We start from the raw sequence: 26,859 nt of genomic DNA, 5'->3' as shown, positions 1-26,859 counted from the left end.
AAAGGACATATCTTTCGTAGTTAACATTTATTAAAGCAATATTCTGCGGAAACATTTGGTTTTAATAGAGTATACGAGGAACAACTTGAACCTCGTAGAGAAACGACTCGAGACTCTACGAGAAAAAATAAAACCGCCTTAAAAGACGTTTTCGGATGCTAACTGACGACTAAATTCACCCCAATATTAATTGTTAAAAGTATAGTTAAAGAGATTTATAAAGTTGAATTGTGTAACGAATATCAAAAGAACAAGATGTTTTTGTTATGTAATTCTCCGAAAAACCGTACAATGAGAATTCTTAAAACTGGAAATGCCGAAGATTTTTATCACTTGTGAGAAACCTTCCCTGAATTAGAGGATTCCAGAGGATCAGGAATGTCACTTTGTCAAATTGCAAGTAGGTATGTACTGTGTATTTCGATCATAGAACAATCACTTATTAGAACTTACTTTCTTGTTCTTTGCCTTTTCCTTATCAATAATTCAAAAGAAACTTTGTATCTTTGAACACTGTAATGCCTTCATAAATGACGAAAAGGAATGCTATGAATGTCTCCCGAAGTATGATAAAAAACTTCTGTGTATTGGGATTACTACTCGTCTCCCTGTCTACTCTTGCACAACCTCTGGTCTGGAAAGATGCTCCGGATGAAACTTTTGTTTTCAAGCTCAGCGATAAGGAAGTATTGAAACTTCTTAAAGGACGTTTCCGCCCTAAGGACTGGGAGAGAGTGCTTACTACTCCTTTTACTTCTTTCTCGGAGAAATGGGAAGAACAACCCGCTGAGGGACATTTTATTTTTGCCAATATTGAGAGAAATAAAATTAATTATAGCTATCATCCTGTTATTCCTTTTCAGGTATTTCTTTTCAAAGAATATGGCGCACTTACTTTGCAGGTGGTAGATGCCGAAGGTGATATCCGTAATGATGCCAAAGTACGTCTGGATTATAAACGTCTCTCGTATGATAACTCCAGCCAAACATATAGTTATGAAGACTGGTCGGAAGAAGAAGATCATATTCTTACTGTTGAGTTGGATAAGTTTCGGGCTGTTTTCGACCTGAAAAAACATCTCGTTCCTTCCTGGTATTCAGATTATTGGAATCGGGAGGAGAGTCGTCCCAGCTTTTATAGCTATATGATAACAGATAAAAATAAATACAAACCGGGTGAAACGGTTCGTTTCAAATCATATGCCTTGTCCGGCAACAGACACCCATTGAAGCAGGAGCTTTCTTTGTGGATGCGGACAAAGGGATATCAGTTTAAAAAAATATTAACTTTGCTTCCCTATCATCCGGGAGGTTTTGCCGGAGAATTCCAGTTGGACGATTCATTGAAGCTGGAACTCGACCGTCTATACTCTATCCAGTTACGTGATAAACGGGGACGGGTAGCGGCTACTACCAATTTTCGTTATGAAGACTATGAATTGACAGGAAGTAAATTGGAAGCTAAGCTTCATTCGGATGTGCAGTACGCTTCGCAGGTAAATAAGTTGGAGGTTGTTGCGACAGATGCCAATGGATTGCCTTTGCAAGAAATGGAGGTGGAGATCACCGTTCGGCTTCGCACAATACTGCATTCTTACATAAGTGTACTGTCATTGCCGGATACCTTGATGTTTCGCCGTATCAGTCTGGATGCAGCAGGGAAAACGCATCTTGAGATTCCTGCCGATATATTTGGTCCGTCAGATTGCGCATACGAGGTGAATGTACTTTTACTGACGCCGGACAATGAGCGGAGAGAACAACGATGCCGTGCCACTTTTTATCATTCACACTACGAATTGCAGTATCATACCCGGGGGGACTCTTTACGTTTTGCATTTTTAGACAAGGGAGTGGAGAGAAGTGTAGAAGCTGAGTTAATATGTGGGAATGATAAAAAGATCCGGAAGATTCATCTACCTTATGAGCAGAAATTTAGCCAGGCTGCTACGGGTTATCTTTTAAGAGTACCGGCTTTTAACTACGAATCACGTATTGCAGTAGCAGATATGAATAGTCAGTTGGATTTGAAAGGGGAGATAGATAGCGACTCATTGAAAGCTTGCCTGACGAATCCTTTGAAACTGGAGGTATCATGGTATGTCTATCAAGGCAATCAGCTTTTGCAAAAGGGGGCGGGAAAGGAGTTGGACTTGCATATTGGTGACATTGATACTCGAGCGGTTTATTACATTGAAGTGTTCTATTTCATGGGAAATGAAGAGAGATCACTGAAACGTGTGTATCGTGTTTACCCCAACAGCCTGTCTGTGGAAACGAATCTGCCGAAGCGAATTTATCCGGGACAGAGAGTAGATGCTACATTACACGTACGCGATAGATATGGCGAGCCTGTTCCGAATGTAGATCTTACCGCTTTTTCTGTAAACTCTCAGTTGGGATATGATATACCCGATTTGCCTTATTATGGAGCCGAACCACAGGCACGTGAGCAACGGGCGAGCTACTCGATGAAGCAGAAAAACTATTTGTATTCTGCCTCATTGGATTTTGAACATTGGAATAGATTGGCGCATCTTGATCGCTTGCCTTATTATCGGTTCATATATCCTTCCGGGCAATTGTTCAGACATGTGATGGATACACCCGATGGCAGTACTCAGTTTGCACCTTACGTGATGATGGGAGGGAAGTCCGTGACTATTTATGTGATAGAATTGAATGATAAGCCTTGTTATTTTTCGTGGACTAAACAACCGCAAGGATACTCTTTCCGGATACCGTCCGAATCATCCAAACAAAAAGTGACTTTACGCTTGTGTGACAGGGCTATTGTGTTGGATTCTATCTCATTTGAGAAAGGAAAGAAGACCATCCTGAGCCTGGATATGGAGCAGGTTCCGGAGGAAGCAAAAACAGTCTGGCTGAAAACAATCCGGGACAGGCAGGGGCGAACTGTTTTTTCCCGTAAAGAGGAAGAACGGTACCAGTCTTATCTCTGTCGTCTTCCCGTACCGGATGGAGTAGAATATACTTGTCTGGAGGGAGAATTTGGCAAGATGTGTCCGGTTTATCTCAATTACGCACTTCCGCGTATGAAAAGTGTATTGGTTGGTCCGGTAGAGCCGGGATATTGGAAGTATGCCAATGGGGTAGAGTATCGGCACGAGGGTGGTTTTGCTTATGAATTTGAAGGCAATGTGGTTTATAAATATTCAGAAGAGCTTTGTCCTGAATATCTTAGTTTTTCATCTACTGATGTAATAACCAACCTGAATGATTTTTATTTCACACCGGAAGTATTTCGGCAGTTTGTAGAGAAATGCAGGCAGAGAAATGCCTGGCATCCGCAAAACATCTGCATTGCCCAATCGGATAAAGCGCTAAATCTTCGGTTACCCGTAGAAAAAGACTCTACCGGAGTGGCTGGTTTATTATTTGAAGATCGGATTACCCGGAAAGTTTCTTATCCGGATATGATTGTTAAAAATGGGAACAGGAATCTTGAGATCCCTACAGGTGTATATAATATTATTGTTCTTTATAATAACGGGAAATATCTGAAACGGGATAGTATTGAATTGCGTCCTTGTCATCATGTGGATATCAATATGGAAATGTCGGTATGGCACGAGCGGGATTCTCTCTCTTCACAGTGGTTGGCATTGCAAAGACACCTTGGTACGTTCTCTTTGAAACCGGCTTATCGTGAATTAAGGCTGACGAAAACGCGTTGGGCAGGCAGAGATAAAGTGTCTGGTTATGTATATATTGAAGGAGATGACGAACCGTTGACTGGCGTTTCGGTCGTAGAGAAGGGAACCAGAAATGGTGCTGTTACAGATATTGACGGATATTTTGAGTTGATGTGCGAACGTGGAGGTAATAGTACGCTGGAATTCAGTTTTATCGGAATGCAAACAAAGGAAGTGGAAGTAAGGCCTAATACGGAGTTGATTGTTATGATGAAGGAGGATAATTTGGCGCTTGATGAAGTAGTAGTAACGGGGTATGGAACCAGAGTCCGGTCTGCTCTCGCTGGTTCTGTGAGTGGTCTTTTAACTACAACTACGAGAAGTGGTGCTGATGCTATCCCTCCCGAAGAAGAACTTCCGGATGAAGAGGCGAAAACTTCTGAAGAGGCTGAACATAAGCTGTATGATGAATTGATGCAACTGAACGGGCTTCGTCGTAATTTCTCTGATGTAGGTTTTTGGGAACCGAAGTTGTATACGGATAAAGAAGGCAAAGCGCAGTTTAATGTGACTTTTCCTGATAATATAACAAAATGGGATGCAGTGGTTTATGCTATGAATCGTAAACTGAATTCCGGTACTTACCGTCAGTCGATACAATCCTACAAACCGCTGATGGCGGAATTGAAAACACCGCGTTTCCTGACTGTGGGCGATACAACTAATTTTACTGGGACAATACGTAATTATACGAAAGAGGAAGAGGTAAAAGGGAGTACCGTTTTTTGTGTTGAGGCCGACACGTTGATGAGACAGGAGGTAAGATTAAAAGGAACTTATAGTATAGGATTGCCTGTGCAGGTTACCACGTCGGATAGTATGAAGGTCGGTTATATTTTTACTCGTGACGATGGTTACAGAGATGGAGAAGAGCATATGATTCCTGTAGTTGCACAGGGGACTGAGTTGTCAAAAGGATCTCTTTGTGTTTTGCAAAAGGATGAAACGGTGAAGGTGAAAGCCGGGCCGGGGGAGGAAGTCAGGGTGGAACTTAGCGGAAGCCAGTTAGATAGTTATCAGGATGCTGTTAATTATTTAGGGAGATATCGTTATTGGTGTAATGAACAATTGGCTTCTAAACTGATAGGGCTGTTGGGACAGAAAAAGATAGCTTATTATAAAGCTGAAAAGTTTACGGGTGAGAAGGAGATAATAAAGATTATTCGCCGTCTGGTCAATAATCAGAATGACGAACAGCTTTGGGGATGGTGGGGACGTACGACAGAATCTTCTTTATGGATGTCGGGACATATTCTGAAAGCCTTGAAGATGGCTATGGAAGATGGTTATGAGGTTCGGATTAACTTAGATAAATTGAGAGTACGTTATGAATTGGCACAGCCTTTCAGAGGGAAACGATTAGAGGATGTATACCTGTTGCATGCTTTGTGGTATTGGGGGGCGGAACAGGATTATGCGGCAATATTCCGCTTGCTGAATCCATTGGTAGAGCAATGTGAGGCAAAAGAAAATGCCTTAAAAGAAGCTGATAAATCGTATTTACCTCAATCCTGTCTCAAAGAAAAACTGTTGCTTTGGGAGATGTTACAATCGCAGGTTAGTGTGGCCGACAGTATTCGCAGGTACCTGAAAGAAGATGCGCTGGGTGGAGTATATTGTACGGACGACCGAAGATTATCCTACTGTGATTACACCGGATTGGAAAATACGCTGATCGCTTATCGGATAATCAAGAGTGAACCTTCTTTGAGTCACTTAAAAGAAGCAATGCAATGGCATATTCTTCGTACGCGAAATACGGGTTGGAATACTTACCAGGCTTCTTTGGCAGTGGCAACTGTGTTGGATGATTTACTGGATGGGCAATCTCAACGAGGTGTTCCGGCAATTGTAGAACTCACAGGAAAGGAAAATCGGCAAATAACAGAGTTTCCTTATACCACCCGTTTAGCTGCCGGCGAGTCTCTGGTGCTGACCCGTAAAGAGGGGATACCTCTAATACTTAGTTCATCTATCGTAAAGCGGGTGACGGAAGCTAATGGCAGTGATGCATTTGAAGTACAGTCTGTTTTTGAGGGTGGTGACCGGTTGAAAGCAGGAGAACCTGCTACACTGGTGGTTACTCTCAATGTAAAGCAAGCTGGAGCAGAATATGTGATGCTGGAAGTACCGATTCCTGCATCCTGTAGCTATAATTCTAAAATAAATAGTAATATTTCGGAGGTACATCGCGAATATTTTAAAGAAAAAACCGTTATCTTTTGTGAGAAGTTACCAGTAGGAAAACATCTTTTCCGCATTTCGTTGCTCCCGCGTTATACAGGGACCTATTCACTTAATCCGGCGAAAGTGGAGTTGATGTATTTTCCGGTAGTGAATGCAAATAATGAGATACGTAATATACAAGTCACAGAAAGAAGAACAGAATAAATTATGAGATATATTGTTTCAGTCGTACTTTTTATACTTGTCTTGACCTCCTGCAAGAGGGATACTCCGCGCTATGTAATCGGTATGTCTCAGTGTAGTGATGACAGCTGGCGGCATAAGATGAATGATGAAATATTGCGCGAAGCTATGTTTTATGAAGGGGTGTCTGTAGAGATACGTTCGGCACATGACGATAACCGGAGGCAACAGGAAGATATTCAGTATTTTATTGATAAGAAGGTGGATCTGCTGATTGTTACGCCCAATGAGGCAGCACCGATTACACCAATAGTGGAAGAGGCTTTTGACAAAGGTATTCCCGTGATTGTGGTGGACAGAAAGATTCTTTCTGATAAATATACTGCTTTTATGGGAGCAGATAATTATGAGATAGGGCGCGAAGTAGGAAAATACCTTGCTGCCAAACTGGGTGGTAAAGGAAACATAGTAGAGCTTACCGGCCTGAGCGGTTCAACTCCGGCTATGGAGAGGCACCAGGGATTTATGAGTGCCATTAGTCGTTATCCGGATATCCATCTGCTGGCCAGGGCCGATGCTGCATGGGAACGTGAACCGGGACGGATCATTATGGATTCTTTATTGCGGATTTATCCGAAGATAGATGCCGTATACTCCCATAATGACCGCATCGCACCGGGAGCTTTTGAAGCGGCTGAAAAGCTGGGGCGGGCTAAAGATATTGTTTTTGTGGGTATTGATGCCTTGCCGGGCAAAGGGAATGGAGTAGAGTTGGTGTTGGACAGTGTGTTGGATGCAACCTTTATTTATCCTACCAATGGAGATAAGGTACTGGAAATGGCAATGAACATTCTCGAAAAGAAGCCTTTTGCACGTGAAACCACGATGGAGACTGCCATTGTAGATCCGGTTAACGCTCCGGTAATGAAGCTCCAGACTGCTCATATCGCTGAGTTGGATAAAAAGATTGAAACGCTGAACGGACGTATCAGTGGTTATCTCTCCCGCTATGCCAATCAGCAAGTGGTGCTTTATGGTAGTTTGCTTGTATTACTGCTGGTAGCCGGATTGTTGCTGGTGGCTTATAAAGCGCTTCGTGTCAAAAATAGGTTGAATATTGAACTGTCCAAACAAAAGAAGCAGCTTGAAGAGCAGCGGGATACTCTCTCCGAACAACGTGATCAGTTGATACAGCTTTCGCATCAGCTGGAAGAAGCTACTCATGCCAAACTGGTGTTTTTCACAAATATCTCTCACGATTTCCGTACTCCGTTGACATTGGTTGCCGACCCGGTAGAGCAATTACTTGCAGACAAAGACCTTTCCGGTGATCAGCATCGGTTGTTGTTGCTTGTTCAGCGCAATGTGAATATTTTGTTGCGTCTGGTCAATCAGATTCTGGACTTCCGTAAGTACGAGAATGGCAAAATGGAGTATACTCCTGTCGCGATAGATATGTTGCAGTGTTTTGAAAACTGGAACGAATCTTTCCTTGCAGCGGCACGTAAGAAGCACATTCGCTTCTCTTTTGATAGTATGCCTGATACAGATTATCATACACTTGCCGATGTAGAGAAATTAGAGCGGATTTACTTTAATCTTCTTTCCAATGCGTTTAAGTTTACACCGGAGAATGGAAAGGTTACGGTTCGTCTTTCCGCACAGGAAAAAGAAGGGCAGAACTTCTTTCGTTTTACAGTAGCCAATACCGGCAGCCTTATCTCGGCAGAACATATCTGTAGCATTTTCGACCGTTTCTATAAGATAGATATGCATCATGCAGGGTCGGGTATCGGGCTTGCATTGGTCAAAGCTTTTGTAGAGATGCATGGTGGTACGATACAGGTAGAAAGTGACGAACGTCAGGGGACGATCTTTACGGTAGAACTACCGGTATGTAGTTGTACGCCAGTTGCCGATACATTGTCTTTGGAAGTGTCCGGCCAGGAATTGCCTGTTGAGTTTTCAGAAGATGAAGAGGAACAGGAGTCGGGCTATGATTCATCGCGGATGTCTGTGCTGATTATTGATGATAATGCGGATATACGTTCGTACGTCCATGGACTGCTTAAGGCAGAATATTCTGTGATTGAGGCTGCCAATGGTTCCGAAGGTATCCGGAAGGCAATGAAGTATGTACCTGACTTGATTATCTCGGATGTTATGATGCCGGGTATGGATGGTATCGAGTGCTGCCGCCGGTTGAAGAGCGAGCTGCAGACGTGTCACATTCCTGTGATATTACTGACTGCCTGTTCGCTGGACGAACAGCGTATACAGGGCTATGACGGTGGGGCAGATTCATACATTTCCAAACCTTTTAGTTCACAGTTGCTGCTGGCACGTATCCGTAATCTGATAGATTCGCACCAACGGTTGAAGCAATTTTTTGGTGATCGGCAGACATTGGCAAAGGAGGATATCTGTGATATGGATAAAGACTTTGTTGAAAAGTTCAAGACGATTATTGAAGAGAAGATGAGTGATTCCGCGTTGAATGTAGAAGACTTAGGAAAAGATATGGGACTAAGCCGTGTACAGCTCTATCGTAAAATAAAATCGTTGACCAATTATGCTCCTAATGAATTGCTGCGTATGGCACGTCTGAAGCGGGCGGCTTCCTTGTTGGCTTCTTCAGAACTGACGGTGGCGGAGATTGCTTATGAAGTGGGATTTACTTCTCCTTCTTATTTTACAAAGTGTTATAAGGAACAGTTTGGGGAGAGTCCGACGGAGTTTTTGAAACGTAAAAGATAAAGAAACGGAATGAAAGATTATAAGGTTGGTAAAGAAACCATGTCCGATACCTTCTGCCGGGAGGTGTATGCAGTGGTACAGGATATTCCTGCCGGGAAAGTAATCTCTTATGGAGAGATAGCCGCTTTGCTGGGAAAACCACAATGTTCACGCATGGTGGGACGTAGTTTGAAGCAGGTACCGTCTGACTTGAATCTTCCTTGTCACCGGGTAGTCAATGCGCAGGGTAGGCTTGTTCCCGGGTGGGAAGAGCAACGGACCTTGTTGCAACTCGAAGGTGTCTGCTTCAAAAAGAGTGGCAATGTAGATATGGCCCGGTGCCTATGGAAATACGATGAAATACGTTAATACATACAAATAAAATATCAGATATATCATGAAGAAATTATTATCTCTTCCTCCGAATCTGGTGCACTGCTTTCATGAACTGGAAGAAGTAGATGCCTCAGAATGGTTTTGTACTTCCGATCCAGTTGGAGCAAAGTTAGGTTCGGGTGGTGGAACAACTTGGTTGTTGCAGGCATGTCATGAGAATTATGCTTCTAAAGAGTCTTTTTCAAACTGGTTGGGAACTGAGAAACGAATTTTACTACACGCCGGAGGGCAGAGCCGGAGACTTCCGGGATATGCCCCTTCCGGGAAAATTCTTACGCCGATCCCTGTTTTCAGTTGGGAGCGTGGACAGAAGTTAGGGCAGAATCTACTCTCTTTGCAATTGCCGCTTTATGAGAGAATTATGAGTATGGCTCCGGAAAATATACATACACTGATAGCCAGTGGAGATGTTTATATCCGTTCGGAGAAACCGTTACAGGAGATTCCTCAAGCTGATGTGGTATGTTATGGGCTTTGGGTCAATCCCTCATTAGCTACGCATCACGGAGTGTTTGTCTCTGATCGTAAGACACCGGATATTCTCGACTTTATGCTGCAAAAGCCCTCTCTTGCAGAACTGGAAGGACTGGCAAAAACACATCTGTTTTTGATGGATATTGGGATATGGTTGCTTAGCGACCGTGCTGTGGAATTGCTGATGAAGCGTTCTCTTGATACTAATTCCGGAGAGATTACCTATTATGATCTTTATTCAGATTATGGACTTGCATTAGGTAGTCATCCCAAAATAGAAGATGCCGAACTGAATAGCCTTTCCGTCGCTATACTGCCTTTACCCGGGGGAGAGTTTTACCACTATGGCACGAGCCGTGAGTTAATCTCTTCTACATTGGCTGTACAGGATAAAGTGCGTGATCAGCGATTAATCATGCATCGTAAGGTAAAACCCAATCCCGCCATCTTTGTACAAAACGCTTCTACCAGTGTCTCTTTCTCTTCTCAAAATGCCAACTTATGGATTGAGAATAGTTATGTGGGGAAAGGCTGGAAACTGGGATCTCGTCAGATTATTACCGGAGTACCGGAGAATGATTGGGAGATAACGGTACCCGATGGTATTTGTTTGGATGTAGTTCCTATGGGAGAAGCTGGATTCGTGGCACGCCCATATGGACTGGATGACGTGTTTAAGGGCGCATTGGATTCACCCGGTACTCTGTTTACTGGTATTCCTTTTGTTGAATGGATGGAACAGCGTGGCATTACCTGGAATGACATTCAGGGGTGTACGGATGATTTGCAAGCAGCTTCCATCTTTCCAATGACGGAGTCGGTTGATGAACTTGGCTTATTGTTGCGTTGGATGACAACGGAACCTAATCAGGCAGAAGGATGTGTGTTGTGGCTGAACTGTATGAAGTTCTCTGCTGATGAAATTTCTGCCCGTGCCAATCTGCAACGGCTTTATGCTCAACGTACTGCTTTTCGTCGAGAAAACTGGAAGGGCTTGTCAGACAATTATGAGAAGAGTGTTTTCTATCAGCTCGATTTGGAAGATGCTGCCCATGAATTTGTAAATCTCGGACTTGAAGTGCCCCAGGCACTGCCGGATGATACTGCACAGTTATTGCAAATGCATAACCGGATGTTGAGGGCGCGCGTGATGGAGTTGAAAAATGATCCGGGCAGCAAGGAAGAAGAGAAAGAGGCATTCAATCTTTTGCGAAATGGCTTACTAGGGCAGGTTTGCAAGCAGAAATGTAATCCGAAGCTGAATGTTTATTCCGATCAGATTGTATGGGGACGTAGTCCTGTACGTATCGACGTGGCCGGTGGCTGGACAGATACTCCTCCTTATTCGCTTTATTCGGGGGGAAATGTGGTGAATCTGGCTATTGAACTGAACGGGCAACCTCCTTTGCAGGTATACGTCAAAACTTGTAAAGAACCTCATGTTGTACTTCGTTCCATAGATATGGGAGCGATGGAAGTGGTGAATACGTACGAAGAGTTGCAGGATTACCGAAAAATAGGTTCTCCTTTCTCTATACCTAAAGCTGCATTGGCGCTAGCTGGCTTTGTTCCTCAGTTCTCGGAGGTGCAATATGATTCTTTGAGGGAACAGTTAGAAGCTTTTGGTGCTGGTATTGAAGTTACATTGCTTGCAGCTATACCGGCAGGTTCCGGACTGGGAACAAGTTCTATTCTTGCTTCTACTGTGTTGGGAGCAATCAATGATTTCTGTGGTTTGGCATGGGATAAGAATGAGATTTGTCGTTGTACATTGGTATTGGAGCAGTTGCTTACCACGGGAGGAGGCTGGCAAGATCAATATGGTGGCGTTTTCTCCGGAGTTAAGTTGTTGCAAACGGAATCCGGATTTGACCAGACTCCGTTAGTACGTTGGTTACCCGATCAGTTATTTACGAATCCTGAATATCGGGATTGTCATTTGCTTTATTATACTGGTATAACCCGTACGGCAAAAGGAATTTTAGGAGAGATTGTTCGTTCTATGTTCCTTAATTCCGGGAATCATCTTGCTTTGTTGTCAGAGATGAAAATACATGCTTTGGATATGAATGAGGCTATTTTACGTGGTAACTTCGCAAATTACGGTAAGTTGGTAGGAAAGAGCTGGATACAGAATAAAGCACTTGATGCCGGTACAAATCCACCGGAAGTGGAGAAGATTATCCGTTTGATTGAAGATTATACTTTAGGGCATAAGTTGCCGGGAGCCGGTGGTGGCGGATATCTGTATATGGTTGCCAAAGATCCGCAGGCGGCCGTTCAGATTCGTCGGATACTCACAGAATATGCGCCTAACCCTTGTGCACGATTTGTAGAAATGACTTTGTCTGACAAAGGGTTACAGGTATCAAGAAGTTAGTTCATGATTGTACGAATATGAATAAATTTACGATTAGACGATTGACGATGTACGATTGAAGTTGCTCTTTTAAAAGCCTGTTTCAGCGCTATTAGAGATAGAGTAATCCCAATCGTACATCGTCAATCGTCTAATCGTAAATTTATTTATTCCTGTATGGTTATGTAAGTGAAAGTAATCTTTTCGTGATGATTTTATTTTCGTATGTGATGCGGCATCTCTTCCGGAAGTTCCATTGATATTTCTACCAGACCACCTACTATCCCTTCGTTAAACCAGGGTGTTTGATAGATCATTTTCTTGATGCCATTTTTCTCTATCGTGTAGGCATTACTGCCACCTGTTGCCAGCATCTCACGTATCTTCTCCTGTGATTGTAGATTGTGGCAATCGAAAAGATTCTTGCCAATCAGATCACCGTGTTTGGCAAATGTTTTACATGCTTTATCATTCATAAAAAGGATAACTCCTTTGGTGTCACATACTGTGACAGCACAATTCATTTCTTTAGCCCATTCGTACATATTGCTTATTCTCCTTTTTTAATTTTACTCAGCAAAGATAGTTCTATGATTTAAAAAAGAAAAGGGAGAAACCCTTTTAAAATGTCTCTCCCTTCTTAAATAGATTATTTAATAATGACTTTCTGCAAAAGCTTATCCACTTTTATCAAATAAATACCCGAATGATCTATCTGTATCATTTCCATATCTTTTGCTTTATGAATAACTGTTTGGCATACGCCCTGTAAGTTATATATGGAGATCATTTTTTCTTGTGCATTTTCTATCCAAAGAGAAGAGCCTTCTACTCTTATGCAAATATTGCTGGAAGTTGATATGTCTTCAATACCTGTAGGCGTTGTAGAAAATGTCCCTATTTGTTCGGATAGGGTTTTATTAGATTTATCATTTGCAATTAAGCTATAATAATAGGTAACTTCCGGTTTTAAATCCGTCACACGGAAAGAAAGTTCGGAGGCTGTACGAGTGACTAATTCGCCTTCTGCATCAAATTGATAAGAAGCGATCTCTTTCTTCATATCTATGTCCGAATATATTTTTAATATGTATTCATTCGTATCATCTATTGTTTCCCATGTAAAATTAACTGCATTACTTTCTGTGTTGATGATCAGTGAATTTTCATTTTGTACAGGTATAAATACGGCTAATAAATTTTTGTTTTCATTGATAGCAAAGGAGTAATTATCTTCTTCGCTAACTATTTCTCCGTTATCCATCCAACATTTGAAACGATAGCCGGAGTTTGCTCGTGCTGACAAGTTTACTATGACTCCTTGCTGGTATTCAGTGATTCCTAAAATAATACCTGCATTCAATATATTTTTAGTCACATTAACAGTCAGGGGTGCTTCTTCCTGCATATAGAAAAATTTCTTCCAGCCATCACTTGCCTTATAGAGGTCTGTAGTGTTATAGGGGATGTGGAGTTTACAAGTGGTGACTCTGATTCCGGTAAAACTATTGTCGTAGGCAGCAGCGGGAGCAGCTCCCTTGCAATAGATATCAGTTAAACCAGCACAACCGTAAAGTGCTTTTTCACCAATCATGTATAAAGTATAAGGAAGTGTGATTTCTTTAATGGTAGAACAACCATAGAAAGCACCATATTGAAGCTCTTCACATTCTTCTGTAACTGTTACTTTCTTTAAATTGACAGGTAAATAATACGTTTTAGATTTGCTATCCTGATAATATTGAGTAACAGCTTTCATTCCGGAATTAGAGTCGGCACTAAAAAGATCGCCAAATAATCCTTGTACCCCTGTAGCGGTTTCTTTTACTCCTGTACCAACAAAAGGGATAGTGAGTTCTTCCAGTTTACTTAAATTAGAAAGCATCTCGCTACTTAAGCCTTCAAGACTACCTATATTTAAAGAAATAAGAGATTTTGGAAAGCTCCAGGTTTCCATACTTTTTACTTTCGGCAAAAGTAGTATTTGTAATTTATCACAGTTATTTAAAAAACCTGACTCTGTAGAAGTAGCTACGGGAAGGCTTAGAACTTCAAGGTTAGAGCAATTTTGAAAAGCATACTTTCCTATAAAATCGACCAGCGAAAGATTGACATTTTTGAGATTAGTACAGCCATAGAAAGATTCTTCACCAATGGAAGTAGCTACAGGCAAATCTACACTTTTAAGATTAGTACAATTGGAAAACGCATTCTTATCAATTGATGTAGCTATGGGTAAACTTATATTTTTAAGGTTTGTACAACCAAAAAATGTATTATCTCCAATAGAGGTGGCCATAGGAAGATTTGCAACTTTTAGATTTGAACAACCATTAAAAACGCCATAATACCAATAATTATATCCACCATAACGACAAGAAAAATCCGATTGTTTCGTCACATTTATTTCCGTTAGCGACGACGGAATATAATAACTGTAAATCCAAGATCCATCACGCCCGTATGTAACAATGATATAACCTTGTTCAGGGTTTATTGTTTTGTAGTTATTTTTTGATTCAAACAGAGAGCCGAGATGATGCCGTAGATTAAGAGAAGAACCAATAAATGGTAAAGAGAGTTTCTGCAAATTGCGACAACCTGAAAAAATAGAATTTCCTATTTCAATAACGTTATTGGGGATAGTGATAGATGTTAACTCGGTACAGTCGGAGAAGGCATAATTCCCTATGCTGATGATCTGATCAGGAACAGTATAAACTGATGATTTAGCATTGAGATAAGCCAATAGTTTTGTTTTCTCTTTATTACATAAGAGACCATCGAGGGTAGAAAATGATTTATTATTATCTGAAACAATGAATTCTTTCAAATGAGTGCAATATTTAAAAGATTGAGGATCGATAGTAGTTACACTACTTGGTATTTCAATAGAGAGTAAACCGTTGCAACCATAAAATGCATATTTGCCTATACTAACCACACTATTAGGAATTGTCACCGAAGTTAGGTTATCACAGCCATAAAAAGTATTATATTTGATATTTGTCACGCTATTTGGGATAGAATAAGTCTTTGATTTTGCATTGGGATAAGCCACTAACTCTGTTTTATCTTTATTGAACAAGACGCCATCCATAGTAGAGAATAAAGGATTATCATCTGAGATTATAAATTCTTTTAACCCTAAACAGCCTGCGAAATATATTTGATCTATTCTTTCTAAACTATTAGGGGTTGTAATGGAAGTTAAGTAGGTGCATCCTTCAAAGGCATAACTACTAATAGTCTCCACTCCATCAGGAATAACATATGAAGTCGATTTTGCGTTGGGAGGATAGGCGTATAGCCATGTTTCGTTAAATGCAAACAGAACACCCTCCTTTGAGGAATACTGGCTGTTACCAGAAGATACACTGAAATACTTTAAAGCTTTGCAACCGGAAAAGGCATGATTTCCTATAGATGATACATTCGACCCAATAGAAATAGAAATTAATTGGGTACAATCTCTGAAAGCGTTATCACTAATAGAGTTAACAGAGTAGTATATATCGCCACGTACTACTGTTTGTGGGATTGTGACTTCACCCGAATATGAATTAAAATTGGGGCTTCCATAAGTTACTTCTACACCGGGTGAGAGTAAATTATAATAGATTCCATCTTTTTCAAAATCATACGTCCATCCTTTGACTGTCAATAGTAAATAGCACAATAGTAGTAGGCTTTTTTTCATAATATAAATTGTTTGTTGTTTTGCTGTTTCCTCTATTCAGCGTCTTATTTTTTTTATTATAAAGGGGCGTGGGAATGATTAATGTCATATTCTATAGTATAAAAAGATGATTTTCTACGATGAATAGGGCATTAAAACGCTCTTTATGTCTTCATAAACCTTAATATTCAGAACTAAAATAATAGAGAAGGGGAGGAAGTTATAGTTAAAAGAATTTCTATTATTTAAATAGGTAATCTCCTCTTTTATCTACTACTTCTCCCCTCTTTGGTATCTCTTCTTCTCAAAGTAGGAGAGTGGATTTATATTTATTGTACAATCACTTTGCCTGTACTGATAGCCTTCCCCCCGGATACTACATTATAGATATACATCCCTTTCAGACGGTGTGTCGGTACTTTTACTTCACTGCTTATGATAGCCTGGCGATAAACCATGTGACCGCTCTGATCACATAATTCAATGAAATTACCGGAAGCTACATTCTCTTCTCCCACTTCGATAGTAAATGTTTCGTTCTGGCGTACCGGATTAGGATATCCTTTAAATTCAGCCATTTTGGTGAATTTAATGCCTGAGCTATTGCCTTTTATTATTTTATAGAAAGTAGTAAGTGTTAGGTCACTGCTATTGTGGGCACGTTTCTCGCTGAGTATATAATGGTTATCTCCCATTTTTACAACATTTAAGTATGAGTAAGGTTGGCCGGAACCGGGATAATCAGTAATTGCATCTGTTGGAATTTCTGTTAAGACCTTTCCATTTTCATCGAGGATCTCAGCTTTGGTCAGTTTCCATTCTTTTCGTTCGTAAGACTCACTATTTTCAACTGTATAGACATAGGTACCCCGAATATATTCCCATTTTTCATCATTATTGAAAAGTGTTTGAGTGGCAGGGCTCCCTTCTCCACCATCATGTTCTGCATTTACCATTTGGTATTCAATTAGTGAATATACGGTTGCTCCAATATCAAAAGACTGATTGTAATCATGTTCTACATCTTTTACTATGATATTTTTCACATTGTGTATTTCGTCATTGTAAATACTGATTGTGCGGTCTGTTTTGTTTTCATTATCTAATATGGAAAAGAAGTAATCTTCATTTACGAAATTGTGAATAAAGTAACAGGCCTTTTCGAATACTTGGGGTTCTCCAAAACTTTGCCCTTGCACATTTAAAGCTATTGCAGTAAATATGCCAAATAATAGTTTCTTCATTTGTTCTGTTTGTTTAAATAATTGTTGTAGAAAATTGATGTGTAAATGAGATTGATAGAACTTATTGTACTATCACTTTGCCTGTACTGATAGCCTTACCTTCAGATACTATATTATAGATATACATCCCTTTCATACGGCGTGTTGGTACTTTAACTTCACTGTTTGTGATAGCCTGGCGATAAACCATGCGACCGCTCTGATCACATAATTCAATAAAATTGCCGGAAACTACATTTTCTTCTCCTACTTCGATAGTAAAAGTTTCGTTTTGGCGTACCGGATTAGGATAACTTTTAAAGCTGGCGGTTTTGGTGAAGCTTACACCCGATCCTCCTTTGCTTTTATTGAGTTTCCAATAGGAGGTGTTGTAAGCTGGTTCTCCGGGATCAACAGGCCCATTGAGTTCTTCGTCATTCACTATGTAATAGTTGTCGCCAATTTGGGTTAATTCAACCGATATCTCTAACATATCATATCCTGCATAGAACTCGACAGCTTCTACAGGGAGAGTGCCTAATATTTCTCCGTCTTCATTGATAACTTCTGCTTTTTGAAGTATATATTCATATCGCTCACCTGTCGTCTGCTTTTCGAAAGTACAAAATACATATTCTATTTTGTCATCGTCATTGAATAGATACTGGCTCAATAAAGAACCACTATAGGCATCATATCCGGTTAAATTATCCATGTCTAAATCGACAATGCCATAAGCCATGTTATCTTCACGATTAAAAACGGCATTCTTTACAGTGAAATTTCTGAATTTCTGTAATTCATCATTATAGATGTCAACAATGTAATCTTTGTTACTTTCTGTGATGGTATACAGAAATGGTTTGTCGACAAAAAAATGTGCGATTTCACTTCTTTCTTTCATCACTACCGGTGTATCGGTTAAACTCTGCCCTTGCACATTCAAGGCAAGTACAGTAAACATCCCAAGTAATAGTTTTTTCATAATAATGTTTGTTTTTATAATTAAAATGTGACACGAAGTTAGGCATTTATATGTAAAGTATAAAACCCTATTTTGGAGAATGATGCCTGTTTGGATATATTCAGGGGCTATTGGTGCTTATTTGATGGTTATGTTGCAAAAAAAGATTGCTCGTTTGTGTAACTTTTCTTTTCTGATGAAGTAAGAGTGTCTGAACAAAAGCTAAAGAGGCATTGTTCTATTTGTACCGTGAGTTCAATACACACTACGTGATATTTCGTTAAAACTATCATTCATACAGAACTCTCACCAGTATATTTTACTGCTCAAAATGTGTATTTATTAACCTCTATATCGGGAGGCGAAAGCCTGTTGTTTAATCGGAACTTTATGAGACATAAAGAAGGATTTCTATGGCTATTATTAATTATCTTAATATTATTGTATATGAACAAAATAAACATCAAAGATTTGTACCTTATTTTTGGAAATGAGAAGCAGAAGGCACTTCGATTATTGAAAGAGGGGAGAAGCAAAAGCGAGATACTAAAAGCAACCGGATGTACGGTGGCTGTGAAAGAGGCAAACCTCTCGATTGACGAAGGAGAAATATTTGTTATTATGGGATTGTCAGGGAGTGGTAAATCTACTCTGTTGCGTTGTATCAACCGGTTGATAAAACCAACTTCGGGCGAAGTGGTAATCAATGGAACCGATATCGCTAAGGTATCCGACAAGGAATTGTTGCAGATACGGCGAAAGGAACTGGCTATGGTTTTCCAGAATTTTGGTTTGTTGCCCCATCGTACAGTACTGCATAATATTGCTTTCGGACTGGAACTACAGGGCGTAAAAAAGGAAGAAAGAGAGCGAAAAGCGATGGAGAGTATGCAACTGGTAGGGCTAAAAGGGTATGAAAATCAAATGGTTGGTGAATTATCCGGTGGTATGCAGCAACGTGTAGGACTGGCACGTGCATTGGCTAATAACCCGGAAGTACTACTGATGGATGAAGCTTTCTCTGCTCTTGATCCTTTGATTCGCGTACAGATGCAGGATGAACTATTGGCTTTACAGGCTAAAATGAAAAAGACAATTGTATTTATTACTCACGACTTGAGTGAAGCTATTAAGCTGGGAGACCGTATTGCTATTATGAAAGATGGAGAAATAGTACAGATCGGTACTTCGGAAGAGATACTGACAGAGCCTGCCAATGCTTATGTAGAACGTTTTGTAGAAAACGTGGACCGTAGTAAGATTATTACAGCAGCTTCGGTGATGATTGATAAACCGCTGGTAGCGCGTTTGAAAAAAGAAGGTCCGGAGGTATTGATTCGTAAGATGCGTGAACGTAACCTGACGGTGCTTCCGGTAGTGGATACTGGTAACGTATTGGTAGGAGAGGTTCGATTGAACGACTTGTTAAGGCTGAGAAAGGAACAAGTGAAGTCGATTGATTCTGTGGTACGCCATGAAGTGCATTCTGTATTGGGGGATACGGTTCTTGAAGATATTCTGCCGTTAATGACGAAAACTAATTCACCTATTTGGGTGGTAAATGAGGACAGGGAGTTCGAGGGAGTGGTTCCACTGTCGTCTCTTATCATTGAGGTGACTGGAAAGGATAAAAAAGAAATTAATGAAATTATTCAAAATGCAATAGACTTATGATAAATATCGGAAAATATATAGAGATGGCCATAAACTGGCTTACAGAACATTTTGCTTCTTTCTTTGATGCACTAAGCATGGGCATTGGAGGATTCATTGACAGTTTTCAGCATGTATTATTCGGGATACCGTTTTATATTACTATTGTGGCGCTTGCCGTGCTTGCCTGGTTTAAGACAGGTAAAGGAGTGGCTGTATTTACATTGTTGGGATTATTGTTGATTTACGGTATGGGATTCTGGGAAGAGACGATGCAGACACTTGCACTGGTACTTTCTTCCACCTGTCTTGCTCTGTTATTGGGGGTACCGTTGGGTATTTGGACCGCCAACAGTGATCGATGTAATAGGATAATGCGGCCTATCCTCGATTTTATGCAGACGATGCCGGCTTTTGTTTATCTGATTCCGGCAGTATTGTTCTTCGGGTTGGGGACAGTGCCGGGCGCCTTTGCAACTATCATTTTTGCGATGCCTCCGGTGGTTCGTCTTACAGGATTGGGGATACGTCAGGTTCCTAAAAATGTAGTGGAAGCTACACGCTCGTTTGGGGCTACTCCCTGGCAATTACTTTATAAAGTGCAATTACCATTAGCGCTACCTACCATATTGACCGGTGTAAACCAGACTATTATGATGTCTCTTTCAATGGTTGTTATTGCTGCGATGATCTCTGCCGGTGGACTGGGAGAGATTGTCTTGAAAGGGATTACTCAAATGAAGATAGGCTTGGGATTTGAAGGAGGTATAGCTGTGGTTATACTTGCTATCGTTCTGGACCGTATCACGCAGGGGATGGCACAAAACAAAAAGAAATAATAGAGGATATGAATACTAAGATAAAAATTATTGCAGCAACCTTACTTGCTGTATTCCTTTTCAGCTCGTGCACAGGAGGAGGTTCTGATAAAAAGATAAGTATTGCTTACGCCAATTGGGCGGAAGGTATTGCAATGACGCATCTGGCAAAGGCCATCCTTCAGGAGCAGGGATATGATGTGAAATTACTAAATGCCGATCTTGCTCCTATATTTACTTCACTTTCCAGAAAGAAAGCGGATGTTTTTATGGATGTTTGGTTACCGGTAACAATGAGTGATTACATAGAGCAATATGGTGATAAACTGGAAATAATAGGTAATATATATGATGAAGCCCGTATCGGACTGGTTGTACCGGAGTATGTAACTATCAATTCAATTGATGAATTGAATTCTCAAAAGCTGCGTTTTGGTTCGAAGATTATTGGTATCGACGCAGGGGCAGGTATTATGCAGGCTACAGAAGATGTTATTGAAGATTATAATCTGGATTATAAGCTGATGACTTCAAGTGGCCCTGCCATGACTGCTTCATTGAAGAAAGCAATTGACAGAAATGAATGGATAGTTGTCACTGGCTGGACACCGCATTGGATGTTCGATCGTTTCAAACTGAAGATATTGCAAGATCCCGAGAATATTTATGGTAGTGCAGAGAATATTCATATCATTACCTGGAAAGGTTTTCCGGAGAAAGATCCGTTTGCTACTCAGTTTTTCAAGAATATTCGTCTGACAGATGAACAGATCAATTCTTTGATGATGGCTATGGAAGATACGGAGAAAACAGAAAAGGAGGCTGCCCGTAAATGGATAGATGAACACCGGGAATTGGTGGATAGCTGGATTCCAAAAGAACAGTAAACAGACAAAAAGGCGGAAATCCTTTCGGATTCCCGCCTTTCTTTTATCTGATAAGTTGAATTACTTATTCGGCAACACCCCAAGCTTGGTTAGCCAAACGCTTGTAGTTGTTGTAACGCCATTTAGCATTGTCCTCAGCTGCTTGGAACAGTTCTTCTGCTTCTGCAGGATATTGCTTCATAACAGATGCATAACGAACTTCACCTTTCAAGAAACCCTTGAACTCATCCCAGTTCGGTTCTTTGCTGTCCAGTGAGAACGGATTTTTACCTTCAGCTTCCAAAGCCGGGTTGTAACGCCACAGGTGCCAGTAACCGCACTTAACAGCTTTTTCTTCTTCTTCCTGACTCTTACCCATACCAGCTTTCAAACCGTGGTTGATACATGGAGCGTAAGCGATAATGAGTGAAGGACCTGGATATGCTTCAGCTTCGCGGATAGCTTTCAGAGTCTGAGCTTGGTCAGCGCCCATAGCGATCTGTGCAACATAAACATAACCGTAAGTAGTAGCCATCAGACCAAGGTCTTTTTTACGAACACGTTTACCAGAAGCGGCAAACTTAGCGATAGCACCTACCGGAGTAGCCTTAGAAGACTGACCACCTGTATTTGAGTAAACTTCAGTATCGAGTACCAAGATGTTAACGTCCTTACCGGAAGCGATAACATGGTCAAGACCACCATAGCCGATATCGTAAGAAGCACCGTCACCACCGATGATCCACTGGCTGCGTTTAACGAGGAAGTGAGTCAGACCTTTCAGTTCTTTGCAAACCGGGCAACCTGCAGCAATACCTTGTTCGATGATTGCTTCGATTTGTGGAGCAAGTTCTTTAGTCTTATCTGCATCGTACATGTTTTCGATCCATGCTTTCAATACTTCTTTTGCTTCAGCCGGAGCATTTTCACCTGCAAGAATCTGGTTGAATAGTTTCACGATACGGTCACGCATCTTTTCGTTAGCCAGTTCCATACCCAGACCGAACTCACAGAAGTCTTCGAACAGAGAATTAGCCCATGCCGGACCGTGACCCTTTTCGTTTGTAGTATAAGGAGTTGAAGGTACTGAACCTGAGTAGATCGAAGAACATCCGGTAGCGTTAGCAACCATTTCGCGGTCACCGAACAACTGAGTGATCAGTTTTACGTACGGAGTTTCACCACAACCTGAGCAAGCGCCGGAGAACTCAAACAACGGAGTTGCGAACTGAGAGTTCTTAACGTTAGCTTTGATGTCAACCAGGTGTTGTTTGCTCTTCACGTTGTCAATGCAGTAAGTCCAGTTATCAGCCTGAGCCAATTGACTTTCGAGGTGTTTCATGGTCAATGCTTTGCCACCCTTCTTCGGATTACCCGGACAGATGTCAGCACAGTTCCCGCAACCCAGACAGTCGAGAACGTCTACTTGAATACGGAAAGTTGTACCTTCGAATGCTTTACCTACCGTTTTCAGCATTTCGAAGTTTGCACCCTTCTGCTCTTCAGCATCGAGAACGAACGGACGGATAGAAGCGTGAGGACAAACGTAAGCACACTTGTTACACTGGATACAGTTTTCTGCGTTCCACTCCGGTACAAATGCAGCTACACCACGTTTTTCATATTTAGAAGTTCCCTGATACCAGGTTCCGTCTTCAATACCCTTGAATGCAGATACAGGTAGCAAGTCACCGTCTTGTGCGTTGATAGGACGAACTACTTCATTGATGAATGCAGGATCGTTGTTAGTAGCTTTAGCATCATCTGCCAAGTTAGCCCATGAAGGATCAACTGTCAGTTGTTTGTATTCGCCACCACGGTCAACGGCTGCATAGTTCTTGTTAACGATATCTTCACCCTTCTTACCATAAGACTTCACGATGAATTTCTTCATTTGTTCTACCGCCTGTTCTACAGGGATAACGTTTGTGATACGGAAGAATGCAGACTGAAGGATTGTATTGGTACGGTTGCCCAAACCAATTTCCTGTGCAATCTGAGTAGCGTTGATATAATATACAGAGATGTTATTCTGTGCAAAGTATTTCTTCACTCTGTTAGGCAGGTTCTTAGCCAGTTCTTCACCTTCCCAGATTGTGTTCAGCAAGAAAGAACCGTTTTTGCGCAAACCGCGTGTCACGTCGTACATATGCAGGTAAGCCTGAACGTGGCAAGCCACAAAGTTCGGAGTATTTACCAGATAAGTAGAACGGATCGGAGTATCACCGAAACGCAGGTGAGAGCAAGTGAAACCTCCTGACTTCTTAGAGTCGTAAGAGAAGTAAGCCTGGCAGTGTTTGTCGGTGTTGTCACCGATAATCTTAACAGAGTTTTTATTAGCACCTACCGTACCGTCAGCACCCAGTCCGTAGAATTTAGCTTCGAACATGCCTTCGCCACCCAAAGCAATTTCTTCTTTCTGAGGAAGTGAAGTAAATGTTACGTCGTCTACGATACCGATAGTAAAGTGGTTCTTCGGCATTGGCATAGCCAGATTTTCGAATACAGAGATGATCTGGGCAGGAGTAGTGTCCTTAGAACCCAAACCGTAGCGGCCGCCTACGATAACCGGAGCATTTTCTGTGCCGTAGAAGCAGTCTTTTACATCCAGATACAGAGGTTCGCCGTTAGCACCCGGTTCTTTTGTACGGTCAAGAACTGCGATAGACTTCGCAGTCTTAGGTACAGCAGCCAGGAAGTGTTTTGCAGAGAACGGACGGTACAGATGAACTGCAACCATACCTACTTTCTCACCGTTAGCTACCAGATAGTCGATAGCTTCGCGGGCAGCTTCTGTTACAGAACCCATTGCGATGATTACGCGTTCTGCATCTTCTGCTCCATAGTAATCGAACAAACCGTATTTACGACCAGTAATCTTAGAAATTTCGTTCATGTACTCTTCTACGATAGCAGGAACTGCTTCATAGTAGTTGTTACATGATTCACGATGCTGGAAGAAGTGATCCGGGTTTTCAGCCATACCACGAGCAACCGGAGTCATCGGGTTCAGTGCGCGGGCACGGAATTCAGCCAAAGCTTCCTGATCAACCAGCGGAGCGAGATCCTCATTTTCCAGCATTTCGATCTTCTGGATTTCGTGTGAAGTGCGGAAACCGTCGAAGAAGTTCATGAAAGGAACGCGCGCCTTGATAGTAGCCAGGTGAGCTACACCAGCCAGGTCCATAACTTCCTGTACAGAACCTTCGGCCAACATAGCGAAGCCAGTCTGACGGGCAGACATAACGTCCTGGTGGTCACCGAAGATACACAATGCGTGAGAAGCCAGTGTACGAGCCGATACGTGGAATACGCAAGGCAGGAATTCTCCGGCAATCTTGTACATGTTAGGGATCATCAACAAAAGACCTTGAGAAGCAGTGTATGTAGTAGTCAACGCACCTGCTTGAAGAGAACCGTGAACGGCACCGGCAGCACCGCCTTCAGATTGCATTTCCTGTACCAATACTGTTTCGCCGAAGATGTTCTTACGTCCTGCGGCAGCCCATTCGTCTACATATTCAGCCATTGTAGAAGAGGGGGTGATGGGGTAGATGGCAGCTACTTCAGAAAACATATACGAGATATGTGCAGCAGCCTGGTTACCATCACAAGTGATGAATTTCTTCTGTTTAGTCATAACTAAAAATTAATATTTAAGTAAATAAATCATTTCAAAATTCGCATAGAGAGTGGATATTTCCACGTTTTTCCATTCAGCCCGTTAATGCCTCCTATAATGGGGAAGGCAACTGCCATGATACCGATGAGCAATGTGATCGGCCAGAAAGTGAAGATTACACCTAACGGAGAACCTATTCCACCGATTAGTCCCGGTATGAAACATGCAAAGAATATAGCCAGAAGAATGATTCCGAAAATAAACCAGGAAATATACCAATTCAGGATATATTTTCCCTGTTCGTCCACTTTTTCTGATTTCTCTTTGCCCATAACCCATAGTACAAGCGGTGCGACCCAGCCTACATAGGGGACAAATATCAGAAAATTCATTAATCCTAAGTATGAACTTTCCTGTAACCCGAATGGTAGTGGCTCTGCTATGGGAGGAAAGTCTTCATCATACAGTTTCTTTTTCTCTGTTTCAAATTCTTCTTCAGTCAGTGCTCCTGACAGACGCAAATTGTTTAACTCTTCTAATTTCTTGTAATCCATGGCATTTTATTAAGTGTTAGTATAAAAAGCCGAACATCCAAAGAGGTATCTGGTTACTTCTGCCTATTTCCGCTTTTTGCAAAGCATACGTCACACCGGGATTGTTCTTTATTTTCACCCCTTCGCAACATATCCTGAACGGCATCACTTCATCCACCAGGAACGAGGCATTCTTGTCTCCCTTATATACCTTGTGGTCTTTCCACAATGAATTTACAAAGAAAGTGTCGAGTACGTCTTGTTCTTCTACTTTCACCGGATAAATGGAATACATCAGATTGGAGTTGTGCATCATAATCTTTGACGGTTTCTTGGGGAATTCTTCTCCCTTTGGATATACCAGATTAATGAGGCGAGCATCTGCCAGATACTTGATGTAGTTCATTACCGTAGCACGTGATGTCTGTATATCGGTAGCTAGTTGACTCACATTGGGGGCCTTTGGACCGTCTACAGCCAACAAATATAGTAATTTTTTTATCTTTGAGAGATATTTCAGTTCAATTTGTTTAATAAGAAGAATATCTACCTCTACCATCATATTCATGGTTTTGAGTAGGTTTTCCGAGAAATTACGTTTTTCAAGAAAGAACGGATAGAAACCATGGTGCAGATAATCCTGAAAAAAGTCCAAGGGGCGAACTTTGGAAAGTATCCCTTTGGCTATCTGTTCGTGGTTACTGAGCAGTTCTTCAAGCGAGTAGGCACGGAACTTCATTCCGGTCTGAAGATTTAGGTATTCACGGAAGGAGAATCCCCGCAGGTTATAACTCTTCACAATGTCACGAAGTTCGAGGTTTTCTTCTTTCAGTCGCATCACCGATGAACCTGTGAAAACAATTTTCACATTGGGGAAACGGTCGTAACACATCCGTAGTTCTTTGCTCCAGTCCGGATGTTTGAACACCTGGTCTATCAGTAATACCTTTCCACCCCGGCGTTGAAACTCATTGACGAAATCGACAAGGCTATGGCCGGAGAAATAGAAGTTGTTCATGTTGATAAAAAGACATGAACGGTCTGTTCCGAATTTCTCTTTAGCGTATTGGAGGAGGAAAGTGGTTTTTCCTACGCCACGGGTCCCTTTGATACCAATCAAGCGGTCGCTCCAGTCTATTTCGTCCATTAGGTCACGACGGACAGGAGCATTGGTGTGCTCAACAAGGTAAGCATGTGTGCGGTAGAATGATTCCATTTCTTTTCTTAGGTTTTACGGGTGGCAAATATAGTTCTTTTTCTGTTAATTGCAAAGTAGAGATAGCAAAATTGTACTTTTATTTAAGTAAGTTTGTACTTCATCTACAAGGAGGTATGCTTCCCGTGCGGGAAAAGTTCACCAGGTGATGGTGATCGGAACTGGATTTTGTCGTTTTGTCAAAGTGATATTCCTGTTGTTTCGGGAAGGGTTTTGGGTGATCACCGGGGCGAT

General features: G+C 41.4%; 14 protein-coding genes. 7 read left to right on the top strand and 7 right to left on the bottom strand.

The annotated features are described in order from the left end of the window. The first annotated feature begins 530 nt into the window (after positions 1-530). The 4 genes from HCG69_RS09690 to HCG69_RS09675 are packed head-to-tail and all read left to right on the top strand — an operon-like array spanning position 531 to position 12,072. Positions 531-6,107 (top strand): carboxypeptidase-like regulatory domain-containing protein, encoded by a 5,577-nt coding sequence (locus tag HCG69_RS09690; protein ID WP_221649879.1) that lies wholly within the window; start codon positions 531-533, stop codon positions 6,105-6,107. Between the two features lie 3 nt (positions 6,108-6,110). Then, complete coding sequence (locus tag HCG69_RS09685) at positions 6,111-8,843, top strand: substrate-binding domain-containing protein (RefSeq protein WP_221649878.1); 2,733 nt, start codon at positions 6,111-6,113, stop codon at positions 8,841-8,843. 9 nt (positions 8,844-8,852) lie between these two features. After that, complete coding sequence (locus tag HCG69_RS09680) at positions 8,853-9,191, top strand: MGMT family protein (RefSeq protein ID WP_195660587.1); 339 nt, start codon at positions 8,853-8,855, stop codon at positions 9,189-9,191. Between the two features lie 28 nt (positions 9,192-9,219). Continuing rightward, positions 9,220-12,072, top strand: coding sequence for a bifunctional fucokinase/fucose-1-phosphate guanylyltransferase (locus tag HCG69_RS09675; RefSeq protein ID WP_221649877.1), 2,853 nt, complete (start codon positions 9,220-9,222; stop codon positions 12,070-12,072). Between the two features lie 194 nt (positions 12,073-12,266). On the opposite strand, the gene HCG69_RS09670 is transcribed toward HCG69_RS09675, so the two are convergent. The 4 genes from HCG69_RS09670 to HCG69_RS09655 all read right to left on the bottom strand — a co-directional run bounded on the left by HCG69_RS09670 (position 12,267) and on the right by HCG69_RS09655 (position 17,938). Further along, positions 12,267-12,596 carry a PAS domain-containing protein gene (locus HCG69_RS09670; RefSeq protein WP_221649876.1) on the bottom strand — a complete coding sequence of 110 codons (330 nt, stop codon included), beginning with the start codon at positions 12,594-12,596 and terminating at the stop codon, positions 12,267-12,269. A gap of 104 nt (positions 12,597-12,700) precedes the next feature. Then, positions 12,701-15,751: a leucine-rich repeat domain-containing protein gene (locus HCG69_RS09665; RefSeq protein WP_221649875.1), complete on the bottom strand. Its 3,051-nt coding sequence runs from the start codon at positions 15,749-15,751 to the stop codon at positions 12,701-12,703. 308 nt (positions 15,752-16,059) lie between these two features. Continuing rightward, positions 16,060-16,974 (bottom strand): T9SS type A sorting domain-containing protein, encoded by a 915-nt coding sequence (locus HCG69_RS09660; protein ID WP_221649874.1) that lies wholly within the window; start codon positions 16,972-16,974, stop codon positions 16,060-16,062. A gap of 61 nt (positions 16,975-17,035) precedes the next feature. After that, complete coding sequence (locus HCG69_RS09655; RefSeq protein WP_221649873.1) at positions 17,036-17,938, bottom strand: T9SS type A sorting domain-containing protein; 903 nt, start codon at positions 17,936-17,938, stop codon at positions 17,036-17,038. Between the two features lie 426 nt (positions 17,939-18,364). Between HCG69_RS09655 and HCG69_RS09650 the strand changes: the two genes are divergently transcribed. The 3 genes from HCG69_RS09650 to HCG69_RS09640 are packed head-to-tail and all read left to right on the top strand — an operon-like array spanning position 18,365 to position 21,275. Beyond that, the gene (locus tag HCG69_RS09650; protein ID WP_221649872.1) at positions 18,365-19,591 is read left to right on the top strand and encodes a glycine betaine/L-proline ABC transporter ATP-binding protein; all 1,227 of its coding nucleotides are present in this window, start codon (positions 18,365-18,367) and stop codon (positions 19,589-19,591) included. Further along, complete coding sequence (locus HCG69_RS09645) at positions 19,588-20,409, top strand: proline/glycine betaine ABC transporter permease (RefSeq protein ID WP_221649871.1); 822 nt, start codon at positions 19,588-19,590, stop codon at positions 20,407-20,409. Before HCG69_RS09650 ends, HCG69_RS09645 begins: the two co-directional genes overlap by 4 nt. A gap of 8 nt (positions 20,410-20,417) precedes the next feature. Next, on the top strand, positions 20,418-21,275 hold the full coding sequence (locus HCG69_RS09640) for a glycine betaine ABC transporter substrate-binding protein (protein WP_221649870.1): 858 nt from the start codon (positions 20,418-20,420) through the stop codon (positions 21,273-21,275). Between the two features lie 64 nt (positions 21,276-21,339). Here the strand turns inward: HCG69_RS09640 and nifJ are convergent, their stop codons facing one another. The 3 genes from nifJ to HCG69_RS09625 are packed head-to-tail and all read right to left on the bottom strand — an operon-like array spanning position 21,340 to position 26,625. Beyond that, the gene (nifJ, locus tag HCG69_RS09635) at positions 21,340-24,894 is read right to left on the bottom strand and encodes a pyruvate:ferredoxin (flavodoxin) oxidoreductase (RefSeq protein WP_002561051.1); all 3,555 of its coding nucleotides are present in this window, start codon (positions 24,892-24,894) and stop codon (positions 21,340-21,342) included. Positions 24,895-24,923: 29 nt separating this feature from the next. Continuing rightward, entirely contained in the window at positions 24,924-25,430 is a 507-nt protein-coding gene (locus tag HCG69_RS09630) for a DUF4870 domain-containing protein (RefSeq protein ID WP_221649869.1), read from the bottom strand. Between the two features lie 16 nt (positions 25,431-25,446). Continuing rightward, complete coding sequence (locus HCG69_RS09625) at positions 25,447-26,625, bottom strand: ATP-binding protein (protein ID WP_221649868.1); 1,179 nt, start codon at positions 26,623-26,625, stop codon at positions 25,447-25,449. Positions 26,626-26,859 lie beyond the last annotated feature (234 nt).

It is taken from the genome of Bacteroides sp. K03 (assembly GCF_019734355.1).
Lineage (GTDB): Bacteria > Bacteroidota > Bacteroidia > Bacteroidales > Bacteroidaceae > Bacteroides > Bacteroides nordii.
Note: the sequence above shows the minus strand (reverse complement) of the source record. Positions and strands in the feature narration are given on the sequence as shown.

What these genes read in the sequence shown, in the direction of transcription:
- HCG69_RS09690 (WP_221649879.1), top strand. Translation starts at nt 531, where the DNA reads ATGACGAAAAGGAATGCTATGAATGTCTCCCGAAGTATGATAAAAAAC.
- HCG69_RS09685 (WP_221649878.1), top strand. Translation starts at nt 6,111, where the DNA reads ATGAGATATATTGTTTCAGTCGTACTTTTTATACTTGTCTTGACCTCC.
- HCG69_RS09680 (WP_195660587.1), top strand. Translation starts at nt 8,853, where the DNA reads ATGAAAGATTATAAGGTTGGTAAAGAAACCATGTCCGATACCTTCTGC.
- HCG69_RS09675 (WP_221649877.1), top strand. Translation starts at nt 9,220, where the DNA reads ATGAAGAAATTATTATCTCTTCCTCCGAATCTGGTGCACTGCTTTCAT.
- HCG69_RS09670 (WP_221649876.1), bottom strand. Translation starts at nt 12,596, where the DNA reads ATGTACGAATGGGCTAAAGAAATGAATTGTGCTGTCACAGTATGTGAC.
- HCG69_RS09665 (WP_221649875.1), bottom strand. Translation starts at nt 15,751, where the DNA reads ATGAAAAAAAGCCTACTACTATTGTGCTATTTACTATTGACAGTCAAA.
- HCG69_RS09660 (WP_221649874.1), bottom strand. Translation starts at nt 16,974, where the DNA reads ATGAAGAAACTATTATTTGGCATATTTACTGCAATAGCTTTAAATGTG.
- HCG69_RS09655 (WP_221649873.1), bottom strand. Translation starts at nt 17,938, where the DNA reads ATGAAAAAACTATTACTTGGGATGTTTACTGTACTTGCCTTGAATGTG.
- HCG69_RS09650 (WP_221649872.1), top strand. Translation starts at nt 18,365, where the DNA reads ATGAACAAAATAAACATCAAAGATTTGTACCTTATTTTTGGAAATGAG.
- HCG69_RS09645 (WP_221649871.1), top strand. Translation starts at nt 19,588, where the DNA reads ATGATAAATATCGGAAAATATATAGAGATGGCCATAAACTGGCTTACA.
- HCG69_RS09640 (WP_221649870.1), top strand. Translation starts at nt 20,418, where the DNA reads ATGAATACTAAGATAAAAATTATTGCAGCAACCTTACTTGCTGTATTC.
- nifJ (WP_002561051.1), bottom strand. Translation starts at nt 24,894, where the DNA reads ATGACTAAACAGAAGAAATTCATCACTTGTGATGGTAACCAGGCTGCT.
- HCG69_RS09630 (WP_221649869.1), bottom strand. Translation starts at nt 25,430, where the DNA reads ATGGATTACAAGAAATTAGAAGAGTTAAACAATTTGCGTCTGTCAGGA.
- HCG69_RS09625 (WP_221649868.1), bottom strand. Translation starts at nt 26,625, where the DNA reads ATGGAATCATTCTACCGCACACATGCTTACCTTGTTGAGCACACCAAT.